The 21238-nt window shown below is 28.2% G+C and carries 23 protein-coding genes and 1 pseudogene; 12 read left to right on the plus strand and 12 right to left on the minus strand.

Annotation, left to right across the window (positions count from 1 at the left end; genetic code table 11):
- Window positions 1-60 precede the first annotated feature (60 nt).
- From GCL60_RS02715 to GCL60_RS02730, 4 genes are all read left to right on the plus strand, one after another.
- Window positions 61-522 (plus strand): hypothetical protein, encoded by a 462-nt coding sequence (locus GCL60_RS02715; protein WP_153418327.1) that lies wholly within the window; start codon window positions 61-63, stop codon window positions 520-522.
- Window positions 523-678: 156 nt separating this feature from the next.
- A complete protein-coding gene (locus GCL60_RS02720) occupies window positions 679-1431 on the plus strand; it encodes a phytanoyl-CoA dioxygenase family protein (RefSeq protein WP_153418328.1) in 753 nt (250 codons plus the stop codon).
- Window positions 1432-1460: 29 nt separating this feature from the next.
- Window positions 1461-2627, plus strand: coding sequence for an MFS transporter (locus GCL60_RS02725; protein WP_153418329.1), 1167 nt, complete (start codon window positions 1461-1463; stop codon window positions 2625-2627).
- A gap of 189 nt (window positions 2628-2816) precedes the next feature.
- On the plus strand, window positions 2817-3440 hold the full coding sequence (locus GCL60_RS02730) for a hypothetical protein (RefSeq protein WP_153418330.1): 624 nt from the start codon (window positions 2817-2819) through the stop codon (window positions 3438-3440).
- Window positions 3441-3524: 84 nt separating this feature from the next.
- On the opposite strand, the gene GCL60_RS02735 is transcribed toward GCL60_RS02730, so the two are convergent.
- Window positions 3525-4142, minus strand: coding sequence for a TetR/AcrR family transcriptional regulator (locus tag GCL60_RS02735; RefSeq protein ID WP_153418331.1), 618 nt, complete (start codon window positions 4140-4142; stop codon window positions 3525-3527).
- A 100-nt stretch (window positions 4143-4242) separates the two neighbouring features.
- Here GCL60_RS02735 and GCL60_RS02740 point away from each other — a divergent pair, with 100 nt between their 5' ends.
- Window positions 4243-4620, plus strand: coding sequence for a nuclear transport factor 2 family protein (locus GCL60_RS02740; RefSeq protein ID WP_153418332.1), 378 nt, complete (start codon window positions 4243-4245; stop codon window positions 4618-4620).
- A 48-nt stretch (window positions 4621-4668) separates the two neighbouring features.
- Here the strand turns inward: GCL60_RS02740 and GCL60_RS02745 are convergent, their stop codons facing one another.
- A complete protein-coding gene (locus GCL60_RS02745; protein WP_153418333.1) occupies window positions 4669-5046 on the minus strand; it encodes a histone-like protein 2 in 378 nt (125 codons plus the stop codon).
- 166 nt (window positions 5047-5212) lie between these two features.
- Here GCL60_RS02745 and GCL60_RS02750 point away from each other — a divergent pair, with 166 nt between their 5' ends.
- Window positions 5213-5362: a hypothetical protein gene (locus GCL60_RS02750; protein ID WP_153418334.1), complete on the plus strand. Its 150-nt coding sequence runs from the start codon at window positions 5213-5215 to the stop codon at window positions 5360-5362.
- 48 nt (window positions 5363-5410) lie between these two features.
- Here the strand turns inward: GCL60_RS02750 and GCL60_RS02755 are convergent, their stop codons facing one another.
- Together GCL60_RS02755 and GCL60_RS02760 are read right to left on the minus strand one after the other, a co-directional pair.
- Entirely contained in the window at window positions 5411-6118 is a 708-nt protein-coding gene (locus tag GCL60_RS02755) for a class I SAM-dependent methyltransferase (RefSeq protein ID WP_153418335.1), read from the minus strand.
- 28 nt (window positions 6119-6146) lie between these two features.
- Window positions 6147-6641: a GyrI-like domain-containing protein gene (locus GCL60_RS02760; RefSeq protein ID WP_153418336.1), complete on the minus strand. Its 495-nt coding sequence runs from the start codon at window positions 6639-6641 to the stop codon at window positions 6147-6149.
- Window positions 6642-7076: 435 nt separating this feature from the next.
- Between GCL60_RS02760 and GCL60_RS02765 the strand changes: the two genes are divergently transcribed.
- Window positions 7077-7556, plus strand: coding sequence for a cupin domain-containing protein (locus GCL60_RS02765; protein ID WP_153418337.1), 480 nt, complete (start codon window positions 7077-7079; stop codon window positions 7554-7556).
- Window positions 7557-7764: 208 nt separating this feature from the next.
- Here the strand turns inward: GCL60_RS02765 and GCL60_RS17510 are convergent.
- Window positions 7765-7857: pseudogene (locus GCL60_RS17510) on the minus strand (TMEM175 family protein); the annotation flags it as partial.
- 461 nt (window positions 7858-8318) lie between these two features.
- Between GCL60_RS17510 and GCL60_RS02775 the strand changes: the two are divergent.
- The 3 genes from GCL60_RS02775 (at window position 8319) to GCL60_RS02785 (ending at window position 10274) form a co-directional block, all read left to right on the plus strand.
- Window positions 8319-9299 (plus strand): hypothetical protein, encoded by a 981-nt coding sequence (locus GCL60_RS02775; RefSeq protein WP_153418338.1) that lies wholly within the window; start codon window positions 8319-8321, stop codon window positions 9297-9299.
- A gap of 100 nt (window positions 9300-9399) precedes the next feature.
- The gene (locus GCL60_RS02780; protein ID WP_202613988.1) at window positions 9400-9744 is read left to right on the plus strand and encodes a nuclear transport factor 2 family protein; all 345 of its coding nucleotides are present in this window, start codon (window positions 9400-9402) and stop codon (window positions 9742-9744) included.
- A gap of 218 nt (window positions 9745-9962) precedes the next feature.
- Window positions 9963-10274 carry a cupin domain-containing protein gene (locus GCL60_RS02785; RefSeq protein WP_153418339.1) on the plus strand — a complete coding sequence of 104 codons (312 nt, stop codon included), beginning with the start codon at window positions 9963-9965 and terminating at the stop codon, window positions 10272-10274.
- 17 nt (window positions 10275-10291) lie between these two features.
- Here GCL60_RS02785 and GCL60_RS02790 read toward each other — a convergent pair whose 3' ends face one another.
- From GCL60_RS02790 to GCL60_RS02815, 6 genes are all read right to left on the minus strand, one after another.
- Window positions 10292-11503, minus strand: coding sequence for a hypothetical protein (locus GCL60_RS02790; protein WP_153418340.1), 1212 nt, complete (start codon window positions 11501-11503; stop codon window positions 10292-10294).
- Window positions 11469-12233: a hypothetical protein gene (locus GCL60_RS02795; protein WP_153418341.1), complete on the minus strand. Its 765-nt coding sequence runs from the start codon at window positions 12231-12233 to the stop codon at window positions 11469-11471. Before GCL60_RS02795 ends, GCL60_RS02790 begins: the two co-directional genes overlap by 35 nt.
- A 247-nt stretch (window positions 12234-12480) precedes the next feature.
- On the minus strand, window positions 12481-14082 hold the full coding sequence (locus GCL60_RS02800) for a hypothetical protein (RefSeq protein ID WP_153418342.1): 1602 nt from the start codon (window positions 14080-14082) through the stop codon (window positions 12481-12483).
- Window positions 14083-14193: 111 nt separating this feature from the next.
- On the minus strand, window positions 14194-16158 hold the full coding sequence (locus GCL60_RS02805; protein WP_153418343.1) for a hypothetical protein: 1965 nt from the start codon (window positions 16156-16158) through the stop codon (window positions 14194-14196).
- Between the two features lie 442 nt (window positions 16159-16600).
- The gene (locus tag GCL60_RS02810) at window positions 16601-16747 is read right to left on the minus strand and encodes a hypothetical protein (RefSeq protein WP_153418344.1); all 147 of its coding nucleotides are present in this window, start codon (window positions 16745-16747) and stop codon (window positions 16601-16603) included.
- A gap of 141 nt (window positions 16748-16888) precedes the next feature.
- Window positions 16889-18424 (minus strand): cryptochrome/photolyase family protein, encoded by a 1536-nt coding sequence (locus tag GCL60_RS02815; protein ID WP_153418345.1) that lies wholly within the window; start codon window positions 18422-18424, stop codon window positions 16889-16891.
- A 311-nt stretch (window positions 18425-18735) separates the two neighbouring features.
- Between GCL60_RS02815 and GCL60_RS02820 the strand changes: the two genes are divergently transcribed.
- Both GCL60_RS02820 and GCL60_RS02825 read left to right on the plus strand, forming a co-directional pair.
- A complete protein-coding gene (locus GCL60_RS02820; protein WP_153418346.1) occupies window positions 18736-19431 on the plus strand; it encodes a substrate-binding periplasmic protein in 696 nt (231 codons plus the stop codon).
- Between the two features lie 190 nt (window positions 19432-19621).
- Window positions 19622-20368 carry a hypothetical protein gene (locus GCL60_RS02825; protein ID WP_153418347.1) on the plus strand — a complete coding sequence of 249 codons (747 nt, stop codon included), beginning with the start codon at window positions 19622-19624 and terminating at the stop codon, window positions 20366-20368.
- Here GCL60_RS02825 and GCL60_RS02830 read toward each other — a convergent pair.
- Window positions 20365-21222, minus strand: coding sequence for a hypothetical protein (locus tag GCL60_RS02830; protein WP_153418348.1), 858 nt, complete (start codon window positions 21220-21222; stop codon window positions 20365-20367). The two genes, GCL60_RS02825 and GCL60_RS02830, sit on opposite strands and share 4 nt — an antisense overlap.
- Window positions 21223-21238 lie beyond the last annotated feature (16 nt).

Consider the following 21238-nt stretch of genomic DNA (forward strand, 5'->3'; position numbering starts at 1 on the left):
TTAATATAAATTGTTATATAGAATTACTACATTTAAAATTAAAAAAATTAAGGAGTTTTTATGCTAAAATTCATAGCTATAAGCGCTGCTATTATTACATCTAATGCATTTGCGATTGTTCCCTATATTGGTCCTGTATTAATTAAAACCACAAATACAGGTTATGTCGCTCCTGGATATAATACTTTTACAAAATGTGAATTATATAATAATTCAATGTTTAGTAGTAAAATAGTATTAACTTACAGCGCTGGAAATATTCAAAGTGAAATAACTAAAGAAGTGAAAATAACAGGCGATCTAGCAAAATCTATTTCAGATTCTCAAAGAGGACCTTTTTTAAGAGAAATGGCTCCTGTAGATGGACCTGGAGTCGTTTATACTGCTCGTAAAGCAAATCCAAATGGAAGCTATCAAGATATTATTTTACTTAATGATAATGGTGGTGACGGGAATAGGGTAACAAATAATTCTATCGAAGCAATATCTCTAAGAAATTTTTTAGATTTAAATTGTAAATAATTTAAAATAATATAATTAAAAAAATAAATATTTATCGTATAATTGAGATCCAATATTTTAAATTGTAAAAAAATAAAATTCTATAGAAAAACCAAATAGAGTTGATAAGGTAAACTTTTCAATAGAATTACAATTTTTAATGAAAGGTATAATATAATGAATTTAGATCTATACTCAAAACAACTTGATAAAGATGGAATCGTTGTTATTCCAAATGTATTCACACTTGCACAGCTAAAAAATTTCAACGATGCTGCAACTGAAAAATTCAATGAAGTAAAAAAAATAGTCAGTCAATGCAGTGGAAAAGAAAAAGAATATATTACAGCATATGATAAAATATATTATAATAAAAAACTTCATTATGATGCACCAGATGGTACAAATATTATTGAACTAGCAAAAGGACGTTATGATTTTAGTTTAAATACTTCAAACGGAATTTTTTCTTCGAATGAATTTTTAAATCCAGAACCTGTCGGCACTTTAATTAAATTAAAATTAAAATCTCAGTACTCTCAACATGCTGGAGGTGTTCCCGCTGTTCCTAATTCAGACAATGGTCCCTGGCACAGGGATATTTACCCTTTTTTTGATAATAGTGAAGATATAAATCGAAATTATGATGACTCTATTGAAATAAAATTAATGCCTCCTTTTTATTTTACATTGCTTATTCCATTAGAAAAAATGATGCCTAACAACGGTTCTACAGAATTTATTTTATCCTCACATAAAAGTTCTTATGAAGAATCTAAAAATCTTCCCAGATTTCAAACTGAAGTTGATGCGGGATCCGTAATCTTATTTGATGGGAGAATATTTCACCGAGGTAGGGAAAATCAATCCATTGAACCAAGAATGGTACTTTATCAAGTATTTCATAAAAATTGGTACAACGATTATTAAAGCAAAAAATTCTATTTTTTTGGTGAATTATGAAGCAAACAACAAAAGTAATGATCGTTGTAACATTAGCTCTTTTTACCGATGGATTGTTATATGGGTTAATCATTCCTCTTTTACCATATTCGCCCGCAAAACTTTCTGAAGATTGGATGTATGAAATTCTAAGTGCTAGTTATGCTCTAGGAGTAATTATCTCTACTCCAATAACGGGTTATCTTTCCGACCGTATAGGGCGTCGTTATCCCATGATCATGGGAGTTCTAATTCAGGCTTTTGCAATTTTAATTTTTTCAAACACGACACATTTTTCTTTTTTACTTGTTGCTAAACTTGCCCAAGGAATTGCTGCATCTACAACATGGACATCTGGTTTAGCACTTATTACAGATCATTTTACAGATAAGCGTGCTCAAATGCTTGGATATGCTTTGCTTGGCAATACAATTGGCTTGGTCATTGGTCCTTTGCTAGGAGGGTTTCTTTTTGAAAAATTTAATTTTCAATTCCCTTTTATTATTGCCGCATGCTTTATGTTAATGGACATTTTTCTTCGTTTAAATTGGATAGAAAATATTCGTAGCAATATAACTGTTTCTTTAAAAGAACTTTATTATTTAGTAAAAGATAAAACCGTTCTTGTTACCTCTGCAATTATTTTTATGGGATCATGGTGCTGGTGTGTTTTAGAGCCTTTATTTCCTCTTTATCTTAAAAATGATTCATTAGCCACTTCTACACAAATTGGAGCCTTATTTACAATAAGTTGTTTAATTTATGGAATAAGCTGTCCATTAATTGGTTATATTACAGATCGTTTTGGTTCTTGGAAAATTATGATATTTGGACTTTTTTTATTATCATTAACAATTCCGTTACTTTGTTTATCAAAAAATCTATTTAAAGCAGGTCTTGCACTTACTTTAGTTAATATTGCTTACGGATTTGCTTTAAATCCGACTTTATCTGAATTAAGTACTGTTGCTGATAGAAGAAAAGTTGGAGCATACGCAACAACATATGCTATTTACAATGTTTCTTATTCTTTAGGTATGTTTGGAAGTAATTTAACAAATGGATTGTTAGCTCATTTCTTTTCTATTTCTACGACTTTCCTATTAGTTGGAGTTGCTTTATTTTTATGTATTTTTATATTTTTATTTTCAAATGCATCAATACGAACTGTTAAAGACCATTAAAAGTAACGATTTTTAAATCAAATTTATTGCTATATCTTTTTTGATAAAAGCAGATTATTTTTTATTGCGCTAATCAATCTCAAGCATTTAATGTCAAAATAAGATATATTTGAAATTTATTCTATTTTGATTAAAATCTAATATAAAAAAAATTTTTTATTATTTTTCAAGGAGGATAGGTAATTATATATGAAAAATTGTATTTTTAAAACTCTTACTTTTTTAATTTCTATTGGTAGTTTTTCGAGTATTTATGCAATGGTTGATATTATGGGAAGTGGTGGCTACTCAAATTATCCAAATTTTGGTAGTTCAAATTTTAAAGGGTGGAATGCCGGTGCTAAAGTCTTAGTTACAGATAGTCCAAGTACATTTGATTGGGTTTTTGGTGGTGGATTTAGATATGAAAATGTAAAAGCTGATAATTCAGATTCAGGTGTTTCTATTTCAAGTACAATTACCACTTTTCAATTAGGTGGTGATATTGGTTTTAAAATTATGCCAATTAAAGAAATATCTCTTTATGCTTTAGGTTCACTTTATATTGGTGTATATAATAATTATTCAAATACAATTACATTTAATGGTTTTTCAGGAAGCGTTAATCCAAGTATAAATTCTAATTGGAACATTGGAATTGGTGGAACAGGCTTATTTAATGTAACACCAGATTTTGGAATAGGCGCAGGAATATATGTTGCTCGCGGTGCTATGAGTTATTCCGATACAACATCAAATGGCTATACATCTAAAGGCAGCAGTGGTGGCTATAATATTTATAATTATAATTTGGTGGCGTGTTACTCTTTCTAATTCTAATTTAATTACGATAGCGCATAGTTAATATAAGTATTTTAACTAATAAAAAAAACTTGGTTTTAATTTTAGTATTTATTTTTATTTTGCTATAAGTTTGATTAAACTATGTGCAAGCCATTTTTCATATTCATCTGAAGTCCACTCTTTATCTATCACAAGTAACCTGTAAATATCGCGCCCAGTAAACGCCCAAAGAATTTCTCTTGCTTTTTTTAAGTTAATTCCTTCTGCAAGAGATTCTTCATTTGCTACTTCTTTTAAGGTTTTTTCTTGCCTTTGATATCTTCTTTCTTCTCTTTCTTTTTCTATTGCTTTAAATTCGGGGCCTAAAACAGAAGTATTTCTAAAAGAATTTATTTGATCTTTTTCAGCATCATATAGTCTTCTTGAAATTTTTGCTGAAATCTCTAAGCGCCCTTTTAAGGTTTTTATTTGTGTTACCTTTTGTACAAGTTCTTCAAATTTTTCTTTTTCAAGAGCCTCATCCATTATCGATCGAATTACACCCTGTTTTGATTTGAAAAAAGAATAAACAGAGGGCGTTGAAACCCCTGCGATTTTTGCTATTTCATCCATTGTTACATTGTCAAAACCTTTAGTAATAAAAAGATTTTTAGCTGAAGCTAATACACGCGTTTTTGTTTCAATTGCCTGAATTTTTCGTGATTCCGTATTGTATGCTCTTTTTTTAATCATTTAACTCCTTGACTAATTAAATATAGTAAACTATATTTAATATAAATTACTATAACTAATATAGTAAGTCAATAATTTATTTAATTAAAAAAGGTTTTGTATGAATGAGAAAATTTTATCTTTAGCTTTGGGGTATTATAAATCTATGTCTGAGAAAAACATTCCTGAGTTAAAACAATATTTACACCCAAATGTTCAAGTTATTAGCCCACTCGCAACTGTTACAGGTATTCAATCTGTGCTTGAAGCATCTAAAGGATTTGTTCAAATTTTTAAATCACTAACTATTAAATCTCAATTCATTTCGAATAATCAAATTATGTTGGTGATGGATTTAGACTGCCCTGAACCAATAGGATTTTTTCGTTCGGCAGTCATGATGACTTTTTTAGATAATTTAATTATTCGAAATGAATTATTTTATGATACACGACCGCTAGAAAAATATAAAGAAAAAATTTTTTCTAGAGAAATTTAATATACATTGGAATTATAAATAAAGGCGTGAATAAAAAATAATAAAATATTAGCTTACTTCATTATTTGAAATATCACCGCTGGATTCTGCTGATACTTTTTTCTTCCTAGGTTTCCTTGTTTTACTTTTCAATTTTTCTAATTTACTTGGACGACCTCTTTTTTTAGGTGTTTTAACAACAGCTTTTTTTGGACGTCCGCGTTTTGCTGTTTTTTTCTTAGCGCCTACTTTTTTAGTTACTTTCTTTTTAACAGCTTTTTTTGTTGTTTTTTTAGCTGTTTTTCTTTTTGTTACCTTTTTCTTTACAGGTTTTTTTCCAGTAACTTTCTTTTTCTTTTTAACAGTTTTTTTTGCAACTTTCTTTCTTGCAGGCTTTTTTGTCGCTTTTTTCTTAGTAGCCGCTTTTTTTGTTTTTTTAACAACCATATTGTTCTCCTTTTAATTATCATATGGATTTGATGATAAAAACAGATATAGTAACAAAACTATTTATAAACTTTTAGTAAAACGAATTGACATCACATTTATAATAAATTATTAAATATTTGTCTACACTTATTAAAATAATTTTCAAAATGGAATAGAGGGTCTTATGAAAAAATCATTGGCTTTGACATTTGTCATGTTTGGAATATCTGCTTTGAGTGTCTGGCATCCTTGTAAATGGAATTGGTTAAATCCTTTCCTATGCACTATTCATGATATTCCAAAAGATCCTCCTCCTTATTATCCCTACAAGTAATAAGAAATGATTTTTAAAAATGAATCATTTTATTAAAAAAAATTATCTTTATTTCGTTGCAATTATTCCGACACTTTCTCGACCGTCTAGTTGTACTTCTTCGGGAAAATAAGGACGACCGAATAAAAAACATTTTTCAATTTTGAATCCACAAGTTTTAAATATTTCAGATAATAAATCATCATCAAAAAAATGCATATATTCTGGCAAACTATCAGAAATTTCCCCAATATTTATATAATCTTTTGTCCTAACATATCCTGCAAATTTATCCCCTGAATTTTTTCTTTTTTTAAAATCATGTTGAAAATGATTCCAGTTTTTTAAATATGGTGATTCAACAGTAAAAAAAGCTTTTCCTCCCATTTCCAACCAATTATAAGTTTTTTTAATACATCTCATAATTTTATCAGGATCAAAAAAATGAATAACGCGAGAACAAAAAACAGCGGACAAAGAAGATTCTAATAAGTTGATATCTTCAAAATCGCCTGGCATTAAAATGAGTTTACTTTTATTAAAATCATTTGATTTTTCTTGAATAACTTTTAGATGTTCGACTTCTAAATCATTTGCTATAACTGTGGCTCCATTTTTTAAACATTCTAATGATACTACTCCATATCCTGCACCAATTTCTAGTATTGGTAAGTTTTTATTTTTGGAAAATAATATAAAATCATTAGATATTTCATCTAGTATTTCGCTTAAAATATAGCCTGTCTTATTTTTAGTTTTTATAAAATATTTTGACATTTCATCTTACCCCAAAGGAGATTCAAATTCACTTTATTCCTATAAAAATATCAACAATAGAATTTTCTTGTTGATATGCTCTTTGATCATAAATTTCAAAATCTGCAATATAGCATCTTTTACCCCCAAGGCCTAAAGAATCAAGTTTCCAAATTTCTTGCCATGCTTTGATCACATTATCTGGAATTGTTCCTGGTGAGGTTGTAAACTTTTTATATTTACATGCTGGAATAATAAGTTTTTTAAATTTTGAATCCTTATAATCTTCAATAGAGTTTTTTACAACCTCTCCTATAAAATGGGTAAACTCACCTTGTTCATCACTTCCATATTCCGTATAAATGGAGTATGTGGTATTTGGAGAACAACGATCTTTAAAGTTTTCAGCTACTTTATTTTGAAAATATGTTTGAAAGTGCTTACCAATTTTAGAAGTTTCTGGGTTCATTTCATTTTTATTATTTGTTCTTACTGTGGTACCAATTAGCACAATTTCATCTAAGAATAATAATTCATTCTGCATTTTTTTTTCCTTAATCTTTTGATAACAAAAAAGAGTTAATGAAACTCATTTAATACAAAATTATATTTAATTTATTAATTTGCTTATTGTCAAATAAAATAGATTTATAAAATCTATTTTGTAATTGCTGTTTAAAATATTAAATTTTTATATGAAATTCATATTTTTTATTGCTCCAAAAAAAATGGGATTTAATCTTAATTATTATATTAATTCATATAGAAAAAGATAAGGATAGTAAAAAAATAACCTCAATTTTTGATTTTTGTTACAAAAATTAATTTGTATTTCATTTTCAAAATTATATGTCTTTAATAAAATAAAATTATTTCAAGAAAAAAAGTATTAAAAAAGTTGACATTTTATAAAAACTTTATTTAAATTTAAATCGTTTTGAATAAATGAGTATTTTTTGCAAATAAAAAAGGCTTGAATATGGAAATTAAAGATCTTATTAAACATTTTAATCTCGAACCACATCCTGAAGGAGGATACTTTAAAGAATCTTACCGTGCACAAAGTAAGACTCAAACTCCTAATGGTGAGCGTAATGTTTCAACTGCTATATATTTTCTTATTCCAAACGGTAAAAAGTCTGCGTTTCATCGAATAGCATCAGATGAAGTTTGGCATTTTTATCTTGGCGTTCCATTAAACATTTTTGAAATTTCTCCTTATGGCACTTTAACGAAAGTAGTTCTTGGCCAAGATTTAAAAGCTGGTCAAAAACTTCAGCATGTGATTCCTGCTGGAACATGGTTTGGTGCAATACCTGAAAATAATAGTGGTTATTCCTTTGTTGGGTGCACTGTTGCTCCTGGATTTGATTTTGAAGATTTTGAAATGGCGAATAGATCCAAATTAATTGAAATGTATCCTGATGCTAAGAATATAATTGAAATGTTAACAGATTAAATTACAATTTAAGCCTCTTGCTTATTTAGCACATTATCTATTCGTTAAAAATAATAAAATATAATCTTTATGCAGTTCAATTTGGAAACTCAAAAATTATAATTTTGGATCTAATCTTTCAATAATATGTAAAATTAATAATGTGAAACTATCCAAATACTTATTGTAGCAAAAAAACTAAAACTGAAAAAAGTTCATTCGAATTTATATGATTGCTAGGCAAAGGTATTTCAAGAACTAATACTGTTATAATAACTGCGATAACACCATCACTAAATGCTTCAAACCTAGCTTTTGACATATTTCCAACTAATATTGAAATTTTAATGAAATTCATATTTTTTTTGAACTCCTCAAATAATTTATTTGTTATTTTATCTATTTATATTATCACAATTATTTCTTTTAAGAAAAATTTAATATCAATTAAAAAAGACATATAATTTTAATTTCTTTATTTTTAATTGAAATAGTATAAATCAAATTGTTAGATTAACAATTTGATTTATATATAAAACTCAGATATTACTGTGTTTTATTTTATTTTACTCAAAACAAAAAACACACATAATAAAGTTTCTTTAAGACATAATTACATATGCAATATCAATTAATTATAATTTAAATCATGAAATAAATAAAAATATTTCTTAAATAATATATTTATACTAGACATTTATACTTAAATTATCTATATATTATTAGTATATATTATTTTACTAATTAATAAAATATTTTTTTAATTAGAGAGGTTGATAATAAATGAAATTACTTACTATAAATTATATTTGGTGTGGAAGTGATTGTTCAAATTTTATTGATACATTATTAAAAATAAAAATTATAAATTTAAAATATTTTTTTCAAGGAGCATACAAATTACAAATATATATTTGGTCTGACAGAGATATTCGACAAACTGTTATTGAAAATTTATCACGAGACCTTCAAATTAGTATTTCTAGCCGAAATGTATTTGATCTCTTTTCTCGCCTTGAATCAGATAATATGATTGTAAAAAATGGGAAAAATCCTAAATTTTTGCGCTATTTATTTTCTGATGAATTAGGTACAATTTCAACCTATTCGTCTGATAAAGCAAATATACCATTTAGAGGAATTAATAAAACTTTTCAAAATTATTATAAACCAATGCCAGCAATAGCTGCTGATATAGTTAAAGCTTTATTGGGATATTATGAACCTGGTCTTTATTTTGATATTGGTTTAGATGTCTCTTACGAAGAAACTTTTGACTTAAATCATATTTTAAATTTAAATAATACTTTTAAAGATGAGGTTTGTTTTGCGGCTACCTTAAGAAATTATAAAAATATAGATTTTCAAATTCTATACTCTACCAAAACAGATTTTTGTCAAAAAATATATAAGAAAATTATTGAGACTTATTTTGCTAAAGGTAATTTAGATGTACCTGAAAATTTTAAACTTACGCATTTAAGTAATAAATATCGCTCTTATTATGATCATGATTGTGCAAGAAATTATTCTTATACTTGCACAATTTGGGATGAAGCTCTAAATAATTTTGAATTTAGAAGTATTATGTTAGATAAAAGTGGATCTCTTAAAAAAGAATTTATCATTCCAATCAGTCAAATCAAAAGTAGTATAGGTTTTGTTGCATATAAAAATAGAGAAAAAAGTCCAATATCAGATTATAAAAAAATTAATTATCAAAATATTCGTGATAAAATACTGAAAAATATAAAAAATATTTAATTTATAATTTAATTAAACATATTCTTAATAGAAGTATTTACTTAAATGCTTGTTTAATGTATTGAATATAATAAAAGAGGAGGAGGATAAAATCCTTATTTTGGAGCAAATTCAACTTTTAGAAGAAAAGCTACTTCAACCATCTATCAGGCATTCAAAATCTGAACTTGACTCTTTACTTGCGGATGAATTTTTTGAATTTACAAGCTCAGGTACTTCGTTCAATAAGACAGAAATTATAAATGCACTTTTTGAAGAAAAAGATGTTCATTATGCCTTAAAAAATTTTAAAATAACATTTCTTTCAGACAATGTTGTTTTAGCAAATTATCTTGCCATTAAAAATAACGAAATTTACTCTTTGCGAAGTTCAATTTGGAAACTCACAAATGATAATTGGAATCTTATTTTTCACCAAGGAACAGTTTGTTCATCAGAATTATAAAAAATATAAATATTTAAATTGTGACTACATATTCATTCCTATTTGTTTTGCAAACTCTGCATTGTCATAAAAAAGATATTTATTTTCAGAATAATCTTTTTATCACTTTTTTAAACTTAAATAATCCAAAAATATAATGAATTTCATTTCTATAAACTTCTATGTTACTTTTCAAAAAGATGTCCATTTTTTAAGAACTAATATTAGGAGTTTGGTTTATGAGAGTGATTGAATCAAAAAATTTTAAAGCTGATCGTTCTTGGGGATCTCTTCAAATAGCAAATATGAATGGTGTTACGACGAGTTTGCATTGGACCAATACACCTTATAAATGGCATACAAATGAGGGAGAAGAAGTATTTGTTGTGCTTCATGGCCAAGTCAAAATGTTTTACAAGAAAGACCATGAGGAGAAATCGGTAATTTTAAATAATGGCGATATTTTTTTTGCATCAAATGGAACCGAGCATGTTGCCCATCCCATTGGCGAAGCTCGCATTTTAGTTGTCGAAATTGAAAATAGTATTTAATAAAAGCATTTAAGATATTATTTTGTTACAAGATCACTCATTTTTTGGCCATATTTGCAGAATAAATTGAGATCAATAGAAACTTCATAAAAAATGACACCCGGATCTTGAGTTGCTGCTTCTGCAACATTTGTAAATGCAGAAACATACGATTTCCATATTTTATCACGTTCATAAATTGCGGCAGATGGTGATAGCTCTTGAGTTTCATAGTTATAACCTAATAGTTGTTTGTTTTTTTTAAAATACTTGCGCTGTTCAATTGCGGGAATAAGCATGGTATATTGTTCCATAAAAAATGCTGCTTCCGTATTATAATACTCCATTAAAGGATAAATAGGCATATTTGTTTCATGTGATGGAATAATATCAAAAGGCAAAAAAGATTCTCCACCTGTATCTAACTTTACTTCATTTGATATTCCATAAAAATGGTGTTGCATATCATTAAGTGCGTATTGTTGCACATTTTCATCATCAGATCCTGTACTTTCCCATTTCCAATAGTCTTTAGATTCTATAGTTTTAAATATTTTACTACTAAAATATAATATTCTACTTGTATCTGCTAAAACAAGATAAAGACTATTATTTTTGTTAGAAGCTAAAAATAGAAATCGATTTAAACCATATTCTTTTTTATTGCCTCGGGTATTTTGAAAATGTTTTAAAATATCATCATTGTTTGTATTAGAAAGTGCAAAAAATGATAGTTTTTCGTTAGATTGTAAATTAATTTCGTTATTAATTAAATGTGAAATTCTTTTAATCAAAGAACTTGAGTCCATATTAAGATTTAATTTATCTAATAATTTTTTAGAGTTTTCATTAACATTATTTTTAGAAATAATAAAAAATATATTTCTTATTGCACTTCTTCCTTCTTCAATATAATTTTTTCGTAATTTCAATGCATCATCTAAAGGTATTCCTTCTGGAACTTTTGGAACTATAAAAGTAATATTATATTTCAATGATTTTATCTGACTTCCCCGGCTGCAATAATAATTATAAATAATATCATCATTAACATGACTTTCAGAGTTTAAAAATTGTGGATTTGCAGAAGCGTTCCAACCTTGAGTCTGCAAGGCTATTGTCGAATTTGAAGCATAGGATTTATTATAATAATAAGTACCAGAAAAAGAGTTGCTCACTTTTGGAGAATGAATACACGAAACAGGAATTAATATACTAGCCCCTATCAAGAATAACTTGAACATTTTCATCTTTATTCCTTGTCTCTGATAATTGAATTGTTTTTGGTAAATAACCACTAACGGAACGAACAATAATTTGTGTTTCCTCTGGAGAAATTAAAACGGAGATGGGATTGGTATTGCAATCTACAATTCGACTTGATTTTTTTCCCCTTATCAGCAATTGACTGCATTGAGGTATTACTGAAATATTAATTATCTTTGAAGAGGAATAAACAGATTTATTATGAATTATATTATTATTTGAAAGTAATGGGGTTGCAAGTTCTCCACGATTTTGTATCCATGAGTTGTCTTTTTTAATATTTTTTGTATTCAAATTATTATTATTTTCATTTAATTTTTTAACTTTAATTTTTGAAAGATCATACTCACATTGAATCCATACGCTATAGTGATCATGAAATGATTCAATTTCTTCGTTAAGTTGATTACAAACAAGATTTTCATATTTAGTTTGAGAAGCAATTTCACGATGAAAAACAATTTGTTTTTCATCTTCAATAATATATGACTTGTCTGTATATTCTACATTAAGTCGATTTTGGATTGAATGAATACAACTATTTTTTGCTTCTGTACGAGCAAGATCTAATGAGGGTCCTATTCCTTGACAAGGAATAACAATATGATCTTTTTTTTTATTTTCACCCGTTTTTTGAGCCCAAGTAGGTATGTTTGCCCATGAAATAGAATTTAAAAAAAGTGATGAAAACAGGAAAATTTTTAGAACTTTCACAGATAATTCCTTTTTTAGAAAACCAATTCGTTATTTTCGAATTAAGCCTTCGCAATTCCTTAAACTTAATTAAAAATATTCTTTTTTTATTCCAGAAATGACTTAAAAGTCAAGTTTAGAAGAATCATCATAGAGGCCTTGAGGTTACCTTCGTGTTTTTACAAAAACTTTGCTTTTTCAGTTTGCATTCACCCGCTTTATGAAAAAAAGAGGCTGAATGCTCAAAAGAACTAGATTTATCCTCATATTATTTTTTATTCTTAAAATGCATTCCAGAATTAGGACTCGCAGCACTATAAAATAAAAAGGAATAATCTGATGCATAAGGCGCGCTCGTACTTTTTGTCACCTTTGCTGAATCGTTATTTTTTAATTGAAGCAAATGGAGCATGTGCATTGGAATAGATTTTAATTCATTTTTAAATTTTTCTGTTTGGGTGCTTTGTTGTTTTAATGAAGCATTTTGATGACAAAATAAGCAACTTTTTGTTTGTTGAAAATAAGTCTCTAAGGTTGTGTTTGCAACGATTGTGTTACTAGGATTTGGTTGTTGATTCCCATCAGGGAGAGGTATTCTTGCTCCTGGTTGAATAACTTCAGGACTATTTGCCCAAACAACATTAACAAGTTGGTAATTTAGAAAAACTGATTTTGAATTTGCTGGCGAAATTACATTATCCCATACCCATTTATTTAATCCTGCTACATTATTAACGGAGTCACTACTAATTGGAGTCATACGAACAACTTGTATAGGTGCTTCATAGGGATCTTTAGGGTAATTAGGAAAATAAGGATTTTGTGGTGTTGCCGTAGGTGGCTGTGCATTAGGGTAACATTTATAATGATCTTTAGTGGGATCACAATTTAAATTATAAAATGTATACCAAGGAAGCAAATTTTGTTTATCTGAATTTGGCGCATTATTTATATGTTCAAATGTTGCCCAAATAAATTGGGGAGATCGTTTTGTTTTATGAATAATATGGAGACCCGTTAATCCTACTGTTACTTCTTTAGGATTTTTTTCATTAGGGTAACGAACAACTGCTTTTGAAATTTTAAAAGAGGGCCAAGTTTTTGGATCGGGAAGTTCAACCCAAGAAGCTTTTAATTCAATTGATCCTATTTTTCCATATTGTGTGAATGTAGCAGAACCATCAGGTAAGTTTATTCCTTGAGTTGTAACAAATTGTTGTTGAACTTGTGCATTATAAAGTTGATTTGCATTAATATAATTAAATTCATCTTGATTCACACGGATTTCATACAGAGCTAATTTTCCAGATTGTGTCGTTATCCAAGAATTGTTGGTACCAGCTTGTCCATATGAATTCAAATTTAACACATCGGCATTATTCGCTGCTTTAGAAATAGATGCCATTACTTTATAACCATGAGGAGATGTTTTCATGATTGATTTTAATTTTTGTTTCCATTGTTCAGGCAATGCTTGTTGGCTGCACCAGTTGGCTGGCTTTTGAGCTTGAGGTAAAAATATTTCTGCGGATTCTTTATAAGTTTCCCATACAACGGGGGCTGAATTATTTGCTAATCCAAAATCGCTTGGTTTTATAGAACTATCAGCGGAACAAGTGGCATTATCGGCAACCCAATTTAAGGAAAGAAATTCTTGCCAAGCAAAACAATTCGCATTTGCTTGTGAATTCGGAACACCCATATCACTTGGTATTACTGTTGTTAATTGTGGAGGCATACTGCAGTCACCAGGTACACTTTCAACAGCCATGGCTAATTTGAACCATTTATAATTTATTGTATTCACAGAAAAGCAAAGTGAATAAATAAATTCTAAAATAAACAGGGTAATAAAATAATAAATTTTCATTTACTAAGATCTCCATTAAATGAAGGATACAGAAAAATAAAGTGCGTCGAGTAATTAACTTTCCACACTTTTATTCACATTTATTTATTCCGATATTTTTATTTTAAACATTTATGATGGAAATACATTTAAATATCCTGGAGCTGTTACGGCTGCAGGCATTCCTGTACCTGGGTTATTTACTTGAATTCCATAAAGTCCAGGTGTGGTATCTTTATCAATATTAACAGTTAATGTTAGCATATTAAAAACACTTGGATAGGAATTACCAGGTGCTGCATAAGTAACATCTTGAAGACCTGAATTTTGATCAACAGTAATTTTTATATTTGAATTTGGTACGGTAACAGTAGGAAGAGCGTTGTTTGTTCCTTTAACGGCCGTGGTACAAATTAAAACCATTTTTAATCCTTGATCACCTTGTCTAACAGGAACAGGTACAATTACAGAATTCGTTGCAAGTGACATAGGATGATTTACTGGATTAGGTACTTTAGTTCCATAATAAGCATTCCAAAGGGATTGATACATCATTTGTACTGGTTGGGCTTGTGCGGGAGGTAACTTTTTATCTTCAGTGGGATTGCTAAGATTAATAGCACAGCTAACAGGCTCTAGATCATCAGCAGATAATCCTCTTGCGTATAAACCCACATGATAAGTTTGTGCAATTTGACCCGCCCATTGAATAGGTGAAGAAACACCACCCGAATTAATTTTAATATCTCCAATCGTTTTTGTTACCCCAGCTGCAATCCAAGAAGCTGGAATTTGAAAAATAGCATGAAGAATAAAATTTCCATTAAATGGTTTATTTGTAACAGGATCAATCAATATTTCATGACCTCTTACCACGTGCCAACAATCTGAAACTTTTGCGCCTGCAGGGAGTTTTGGATCATCAAATAATTGATAATTATTAAAATTAGGCATTTGAATATATAGACCTATTGGATTTGCAAGGGATACCCGTGATGCAGGAGGCCCACCAACAACTTGGTTTACCGATTGCCCAATAAACGGATCACTATTACGGAAAGATTGCCCGTATTGACTACAACAAATAAGAGTTTGTGAATTGATGTTTCCAACGTTTCTTTGAACGGTAGCAGCACCTGCTAATCCAACTTCTGTTTGTAATGTATTTGGCGAACTTGTTAAATGCATCGCCCCGCCAGAGGATGTTTTTCCACGGAGTGATGTGGGTCCACTATTCCATTTATTAAGCGGATTATATGAAGGTTTTTTGGTAAAAGGATCAAGGACTGGATTTCCTGAAACAGGATCTTTTAAATAAAGATCTTCAACATTAACCTTAATTAAGTTGGGACTATTTGCTGGCAATCCATAGTTTAAAGTATCTTGATATTTTTGTGCTACTGCATTTGGATCAACTCTCCAAAGCGTATACCAGTATTCTGGATTTTCGCATACGAAATCGACACGGGTAATTTTTCCATCACTATTTCTAGTCACACTCCATTCGCTATATTCATCTTGCCAGCCTCTTGGGCCATATGGACCATAATCTTGCAATTCGCCATTCCAATTTGGACTAGGACATAAAGTAACAGGTATTTGAGGAAAAGATTGTTTAGTTCCTTTACTATCCGTGTAATATCCAGTATCTGCTAATTCAAATAATTTTTCCTGATCTAAGTTATAAGGATTTGTAGAAGGATTATTTTTTCCAAGATAATAAAGAATTCTTCGAGGAAAAGCCTCCCAAGAAACAGGAATTGCTGGCGTTCCAGCAGGGATCGTTGTTGTTGCTAAATTATAATAATAAGACTGAGCAGGAGAGATTACGAATTTGCCTGTACTATCAAAATATCCTTGATTCCAGGGATCTCCTGTTATGGATTGTTCCGTGAAAGCATTTGCATTTAAGTTCCAATGTTTATTCATCTCAGCCTGAGAAAAACCTTCTAAATCCTCAATAAATGCAGGCGTTGAAAATGGAGTATAGACTAGACTATTTTCATTATTTTTTAAATTTTCTTTTGTCTTTTTTCCGACTGCGGTTTTTTTCGAGCTCTCATTGAACTTATGAGCTTGATTTGAACTTTTCGCCATACAATTCCTCCATTTATAAGTAATTACAGAAATCACAGCTAAAATTTATGATAAATTAAAATTATCATATGTGGGAAAATTGGCGCTCTTTAGTGTCAATATTTTAACAACATTATCTTAGTATCTTCAAATATATTGATAGATGAAAAATTAATTATATAAAATTATTTCATAACTAAAAAAAGTTCATGAAAAATGTCTAAAAATAAAGTTTTTCCAATTTTTTTCTATTTCTGAAAATAAATAATTAAAAGTATCCTATTGTTTACTTAAATAAATTCAAAAATCGAGAGAAAAGAATATGAATTATAATAGATTTATTAATGGATTATTAAAACCATTTGATAGCCATATCAATTGCCTTACGGATTTAAATACTAAGTTATAATTTTAAATTTCATTGCTTAAAAAATGCAAAACGACTCGAAAAAAGCCAAAAAACTTATTGGCACATACATTCAGATAAATATTGGCTTAAATCACAAAATATACTAAAATCTGCATCCGATATTTTTAAATTATCTGCGCAGTTAAAAGAAAAATCAATATCAAAAATATCTTCATTGTTTTCTTCAGAAACAAAAGACATAAAAACTCTCATGAAATTAAATATTTTTAAGAGAACATTCACATTTTTTTCTATCATTTATTTTAATTAAGCTATAGCCAATAAAATGACTTTATAGATTATGAATATAAATAAATTATTATAATAAAAAATGTTTAAGTTTTACAATTCACCATTCTTCATACGTAACAAACTTATAGCAGCCTTATTTTTAATAGCTTTTTGTTTTTCAGAACTAAATTTATCCCAGGTACTATAAACAAAAGGTAAGCGCTGATTCACTTCTAACTTATTACGATTGCGAGTGATGAAATCCCAATAAAGTGCATTAAATGGACAGGCATTTTCACTTGTCATTTCTTTAGGATCATAATGACAAGTGTCACAGAAATTACTCATTTTGTTAATATAATTAGCACTAGCTGCATAAGGTTTACTTCCTACAATACCTCCATCACCAAAAAGCGCCATTCCAAGTGTATTAGGCATTTCTACCCATTCAAATGCATCACTATAAACGGCTAAATACCATTCTTGCACTTGCTTTACATTTAATCCAGAGATTAATGCAAAATTTCCTGTTACCATTAATCTCTGGATATGATGTGAATAAGCATGCTCTTTGGTATGAGAAACAGCTTCTGAAATACAAGTCATTTTTGTTTTTGCGCCCCAATAAAAATCAGGCAATGGTGTGTTTGCTTCAAAATAATTTAATTCACCATAGTCAGGCATTTTTAGCCAATAAATGCCTCTAATATATTCTCTCCAGCCTAGTACTTGCCTAATAAATCCTTCAGTAGCAGACAGTGGTGCTTTGTTTTTTTTGAAAGCTTCTTCAGCAAGCTTGCAAACTTCCATTGGCAATAAAAGTCCGATATTTATATAAGAAGATAATAACGAATGATAAAGATAGGTTTCTCCTTTCATCATTGCATCTTGATAATCTCCAAAATAGGGAAGAATGCGGTTTACAAAATCATCAAGTTCAATTAATGCTTGTTTCCTTGTAACAGCGAAATGAAAAGGCTGTAAATTACCAAAATGATCCGAAAAATTTTCTTCTACGAGCTTAAGAACATCAATTAAAATATCCGATTTTTTGTGACTAATACGCTTAGGGGATTTAAGGTTTTTTGTTGGCGATTTCCGATTTTCTTTATCATAATTCCATTGACCTCCTACAGGAGAACCATCAGACTCCATAAGAATTTTATATTTTTTTCTCATTTCTCTGTAAAAATATTCCATTCTAAATTGCTTTTTGCCGTTTGCCCAAAACTTAAATTCAGTAGGAGAGCAAAAAAAACGTTCATCTTTCAAAATATCAATTGCAATACCAAGTGATTTTTGCAAAGATTCCAATAAAATTTTAAGACGATATTCGCTTGGTTCTGTAATTATAATATGATCTATTTTAAGTTCTTGAACGGCACGTGTAATTTCACTTTCTAAAGTTCCTGTATTAAAAGGATCAGTTAATTTTACATAACGTATATTAAAGCCTTTAGATTCAAGTTCCTCAGCAAAGTGACGCATAGAGGCAAAAATAAAAGCGATCTTTTTAGGGTGATGCTTTACATACGTTACTTCATCCATTGCTTCACATAGAAAAATAGTATCATCTTTATTGATATTTTTTAAAGAAGAAATAGAATCGGATAGTTGATCACAAAAAATAAATCTAAGTTTTTTCATATTGTATTTCCTAGTTTTGATTATATAATTCATATTTTTCAAAAAATCCATTTAAACTTTAAAACTGAAATGAATATAAATCTTAATTCAAAACAAATTCTTTTTAATGAAAATAATTTAAAAATTCAATTATTTTTTAAGAAAAAGATAGGAACCCCAAATTTGAAATAAAATTGACACTTTTGAAATTTTTTAAAATTTGAATTGAAATTTGTTTTGTTAAATATTTAAACTAATTATGAATAAATAAACTGGGTAATATTTTCAAATAAAATAGAAATAAACTATTTTAATAAATTTTGAGGAAATCTATGAAATTATATATTGCAATTGTATGTGTTATAATAAATTTTCATGCTAAAATATATTCTCAAGACTTTAATAAACTTCAAATATTCACTGAAAACAACCCTCCTTATGTTACATTAGATACAAATAATAAAATAAGTGGAGAAATAGGGAATCAAGTAGTAAAAATTCTTAAAAAACTTAATATTAGCCCAAATAAAATAAATGTATTTCCATGGGCTAGAGCCTATGTTGAGGCCGCAAAAGGAAAAAATACATTAATTTTTCCTCTCGTAAAAACAAAAGATCGTATGAAAATATTTCAATATCCAATTTTAGCTTTTAAACAAAATTTTAACTTTTATAAATTAAAATCATCAAAAAATATCAATTTAAAAAGCATTGAAGATGCTAAAAAATACTCAACTTGTGTCGTAAGACATGATGCAAGACATGATTATTTGCTTGGATTTAATTTTAAAAACCTAGAAATAACAACAGAACAAACAACGAATGTACAAAAATTCGTAAATAATCGCTGTGATCTAATTATAGAAACAGATGAAGGTATAGATGCAAAATTAAAAGAGCTAAAAAGTGATAAAAGTATAGTAGAAATTGCCATAGAAGCAAAACAATTTGATGGAAATTTATATATTGCATTTAATTTAAATACTGATCCTAAAATTGTTGATGCCTTTAAAAAAGCGTCTAAATAAATCTAATTTATTATTTTAGTCGAATTATTTAAGAATCTCCCTCTATTTGAATCATTACAGTTAAATTAAATTTATATTAAATATTTAATGATTAATAAATTTTGCATATAAATAATTAGATAATTTGATTAAATCTTAAAGAGTTTTTGATGTCAATTAAAATAAGACATCCCTTTAGGAGATTAAATATATGAAATATTTAGAAAGAGCGTCAGATATTTTAAAAAAAGAATTAAATAAATATATATTCTACTTTTCTCATGATAATTTAATAGATGAAAATGCAATACTTTATCAAAAGGAATTTGAGAAGGAGCAATTTCTCATTAAAAATGATCAAATTAAATTAGCACAACTTAAAAATGATCGTTTTTATTGTTTTTATAACAAAAAAGAATTACTAATGAATAAAGATTTTTTCTTTGAAGGCACTAGAAATCCAAATAATCATAAAAAAGAAATTATTTGCAAGGGCATTTATTTGCCTTTTATTGAAGATGAAATTACAGGATTAAAAATTGAAAGAAAAGGGATTTTTTTAGGTAATTTATTTATTGATTATGGTGTTTCAAAAAATCTTTTACTTTTTACTCAAGAACTTTCAGGCTGTTCAGTATTTATAATGTTTTCTCAAACTCATATTTATTTTATTCACTCAAATTTAAAAATGAAGCATGTTAATGAAGTAGATGTAGAAGGTTCAAGAAAATATGTAATTGAATTATCTAAAAGATTAGGATGCTATAAAATTAAAGAACTTAATAAAACAATTTATTTCAAAGGAATAGAGCATTTGAGAGCTAAAAATAGCGTATCCTGTTTTGCTTGTATTTTAGTGGAAGATTCATTTCTTTCTAAAAAAGATGAATTAAGTATTTTTTATCAAGTAAGAAATGATGATACAAATAAAATTTTAGCGACAGGTATAATTAATTAATTGTTTGAAATATTTGAATCTGGAATCCATTCAAAAAAACCTAATGACTTAAGTTTATTAATTAAATCAGCTCGATCCAAACTATTCGGTGATCGAAAATGCCAATGATAAAATCCTTCATCAATTGATTTTAGTGATTCTAAATTCATAATTCCCTTATCAATTAAAACCTTGGTCGCAATATCTAAAATTTTTAGAGAATAAGTCATTATCACAATTTTTTTATGATCAGATATGTTAATATTTGTTTCTCCTTCTTTTATAAATGAGGTAATAGAACAAAATCCATTTTTTATGCCGTTATTAAAATCTTCATTCAAATGTGCAATAATTTTTTGGGCATTATTTAACTCTTCGTTAACAAATAAGTTATTTATATTTTCTTCTCCAGAATAATCATGTAAAGTATACCAGAATGCATCAAATGAATTATATTCATTAAGGATATCAAAATAAAGCGGAGCTAGCTCAGCATCAGAAATATTTACCTCTAAACAATATAAATTTTCTTTTTTATAAATGTTAAATCCTTTTTTAACTTCATTTATAAATAATTCTCCCTCAATACCTGAACAAATTACTCCATATGGTAACTTTATTATTTCTTCCGGAGGAAAATAATTTCTGCTTTCTGACCAAAAAACTTCATTCTTATTTAATAGATGAAAGGTATCGGGAAGGGCATCTTCAGTAGTAGGATCTGCCTCGCGCCAAACTGGATTTTTAAACCCATTTTTTAATGCTGCAAAATATATTTTTTCCAATGCAGCACCCAAATGCTCAGCATATGCCCAATAGACTTGAACAAAAGGTGTTTTAGGATCATCTTCCTCAATCAAAGTATAAAATAACATTCAAATATCCTTTTTC

This window comes from Silvanigrella paludirubra (assembly GCF_009208775.1).
In the GTDB taxonomy this organism is placed as follows: Bacteria; Bdellovibrionota_B; Oligoflexia; order Silvanigrellales; family Silvanigrellaceae; genus Silvanigrella; species Silvanigrella paludirubra.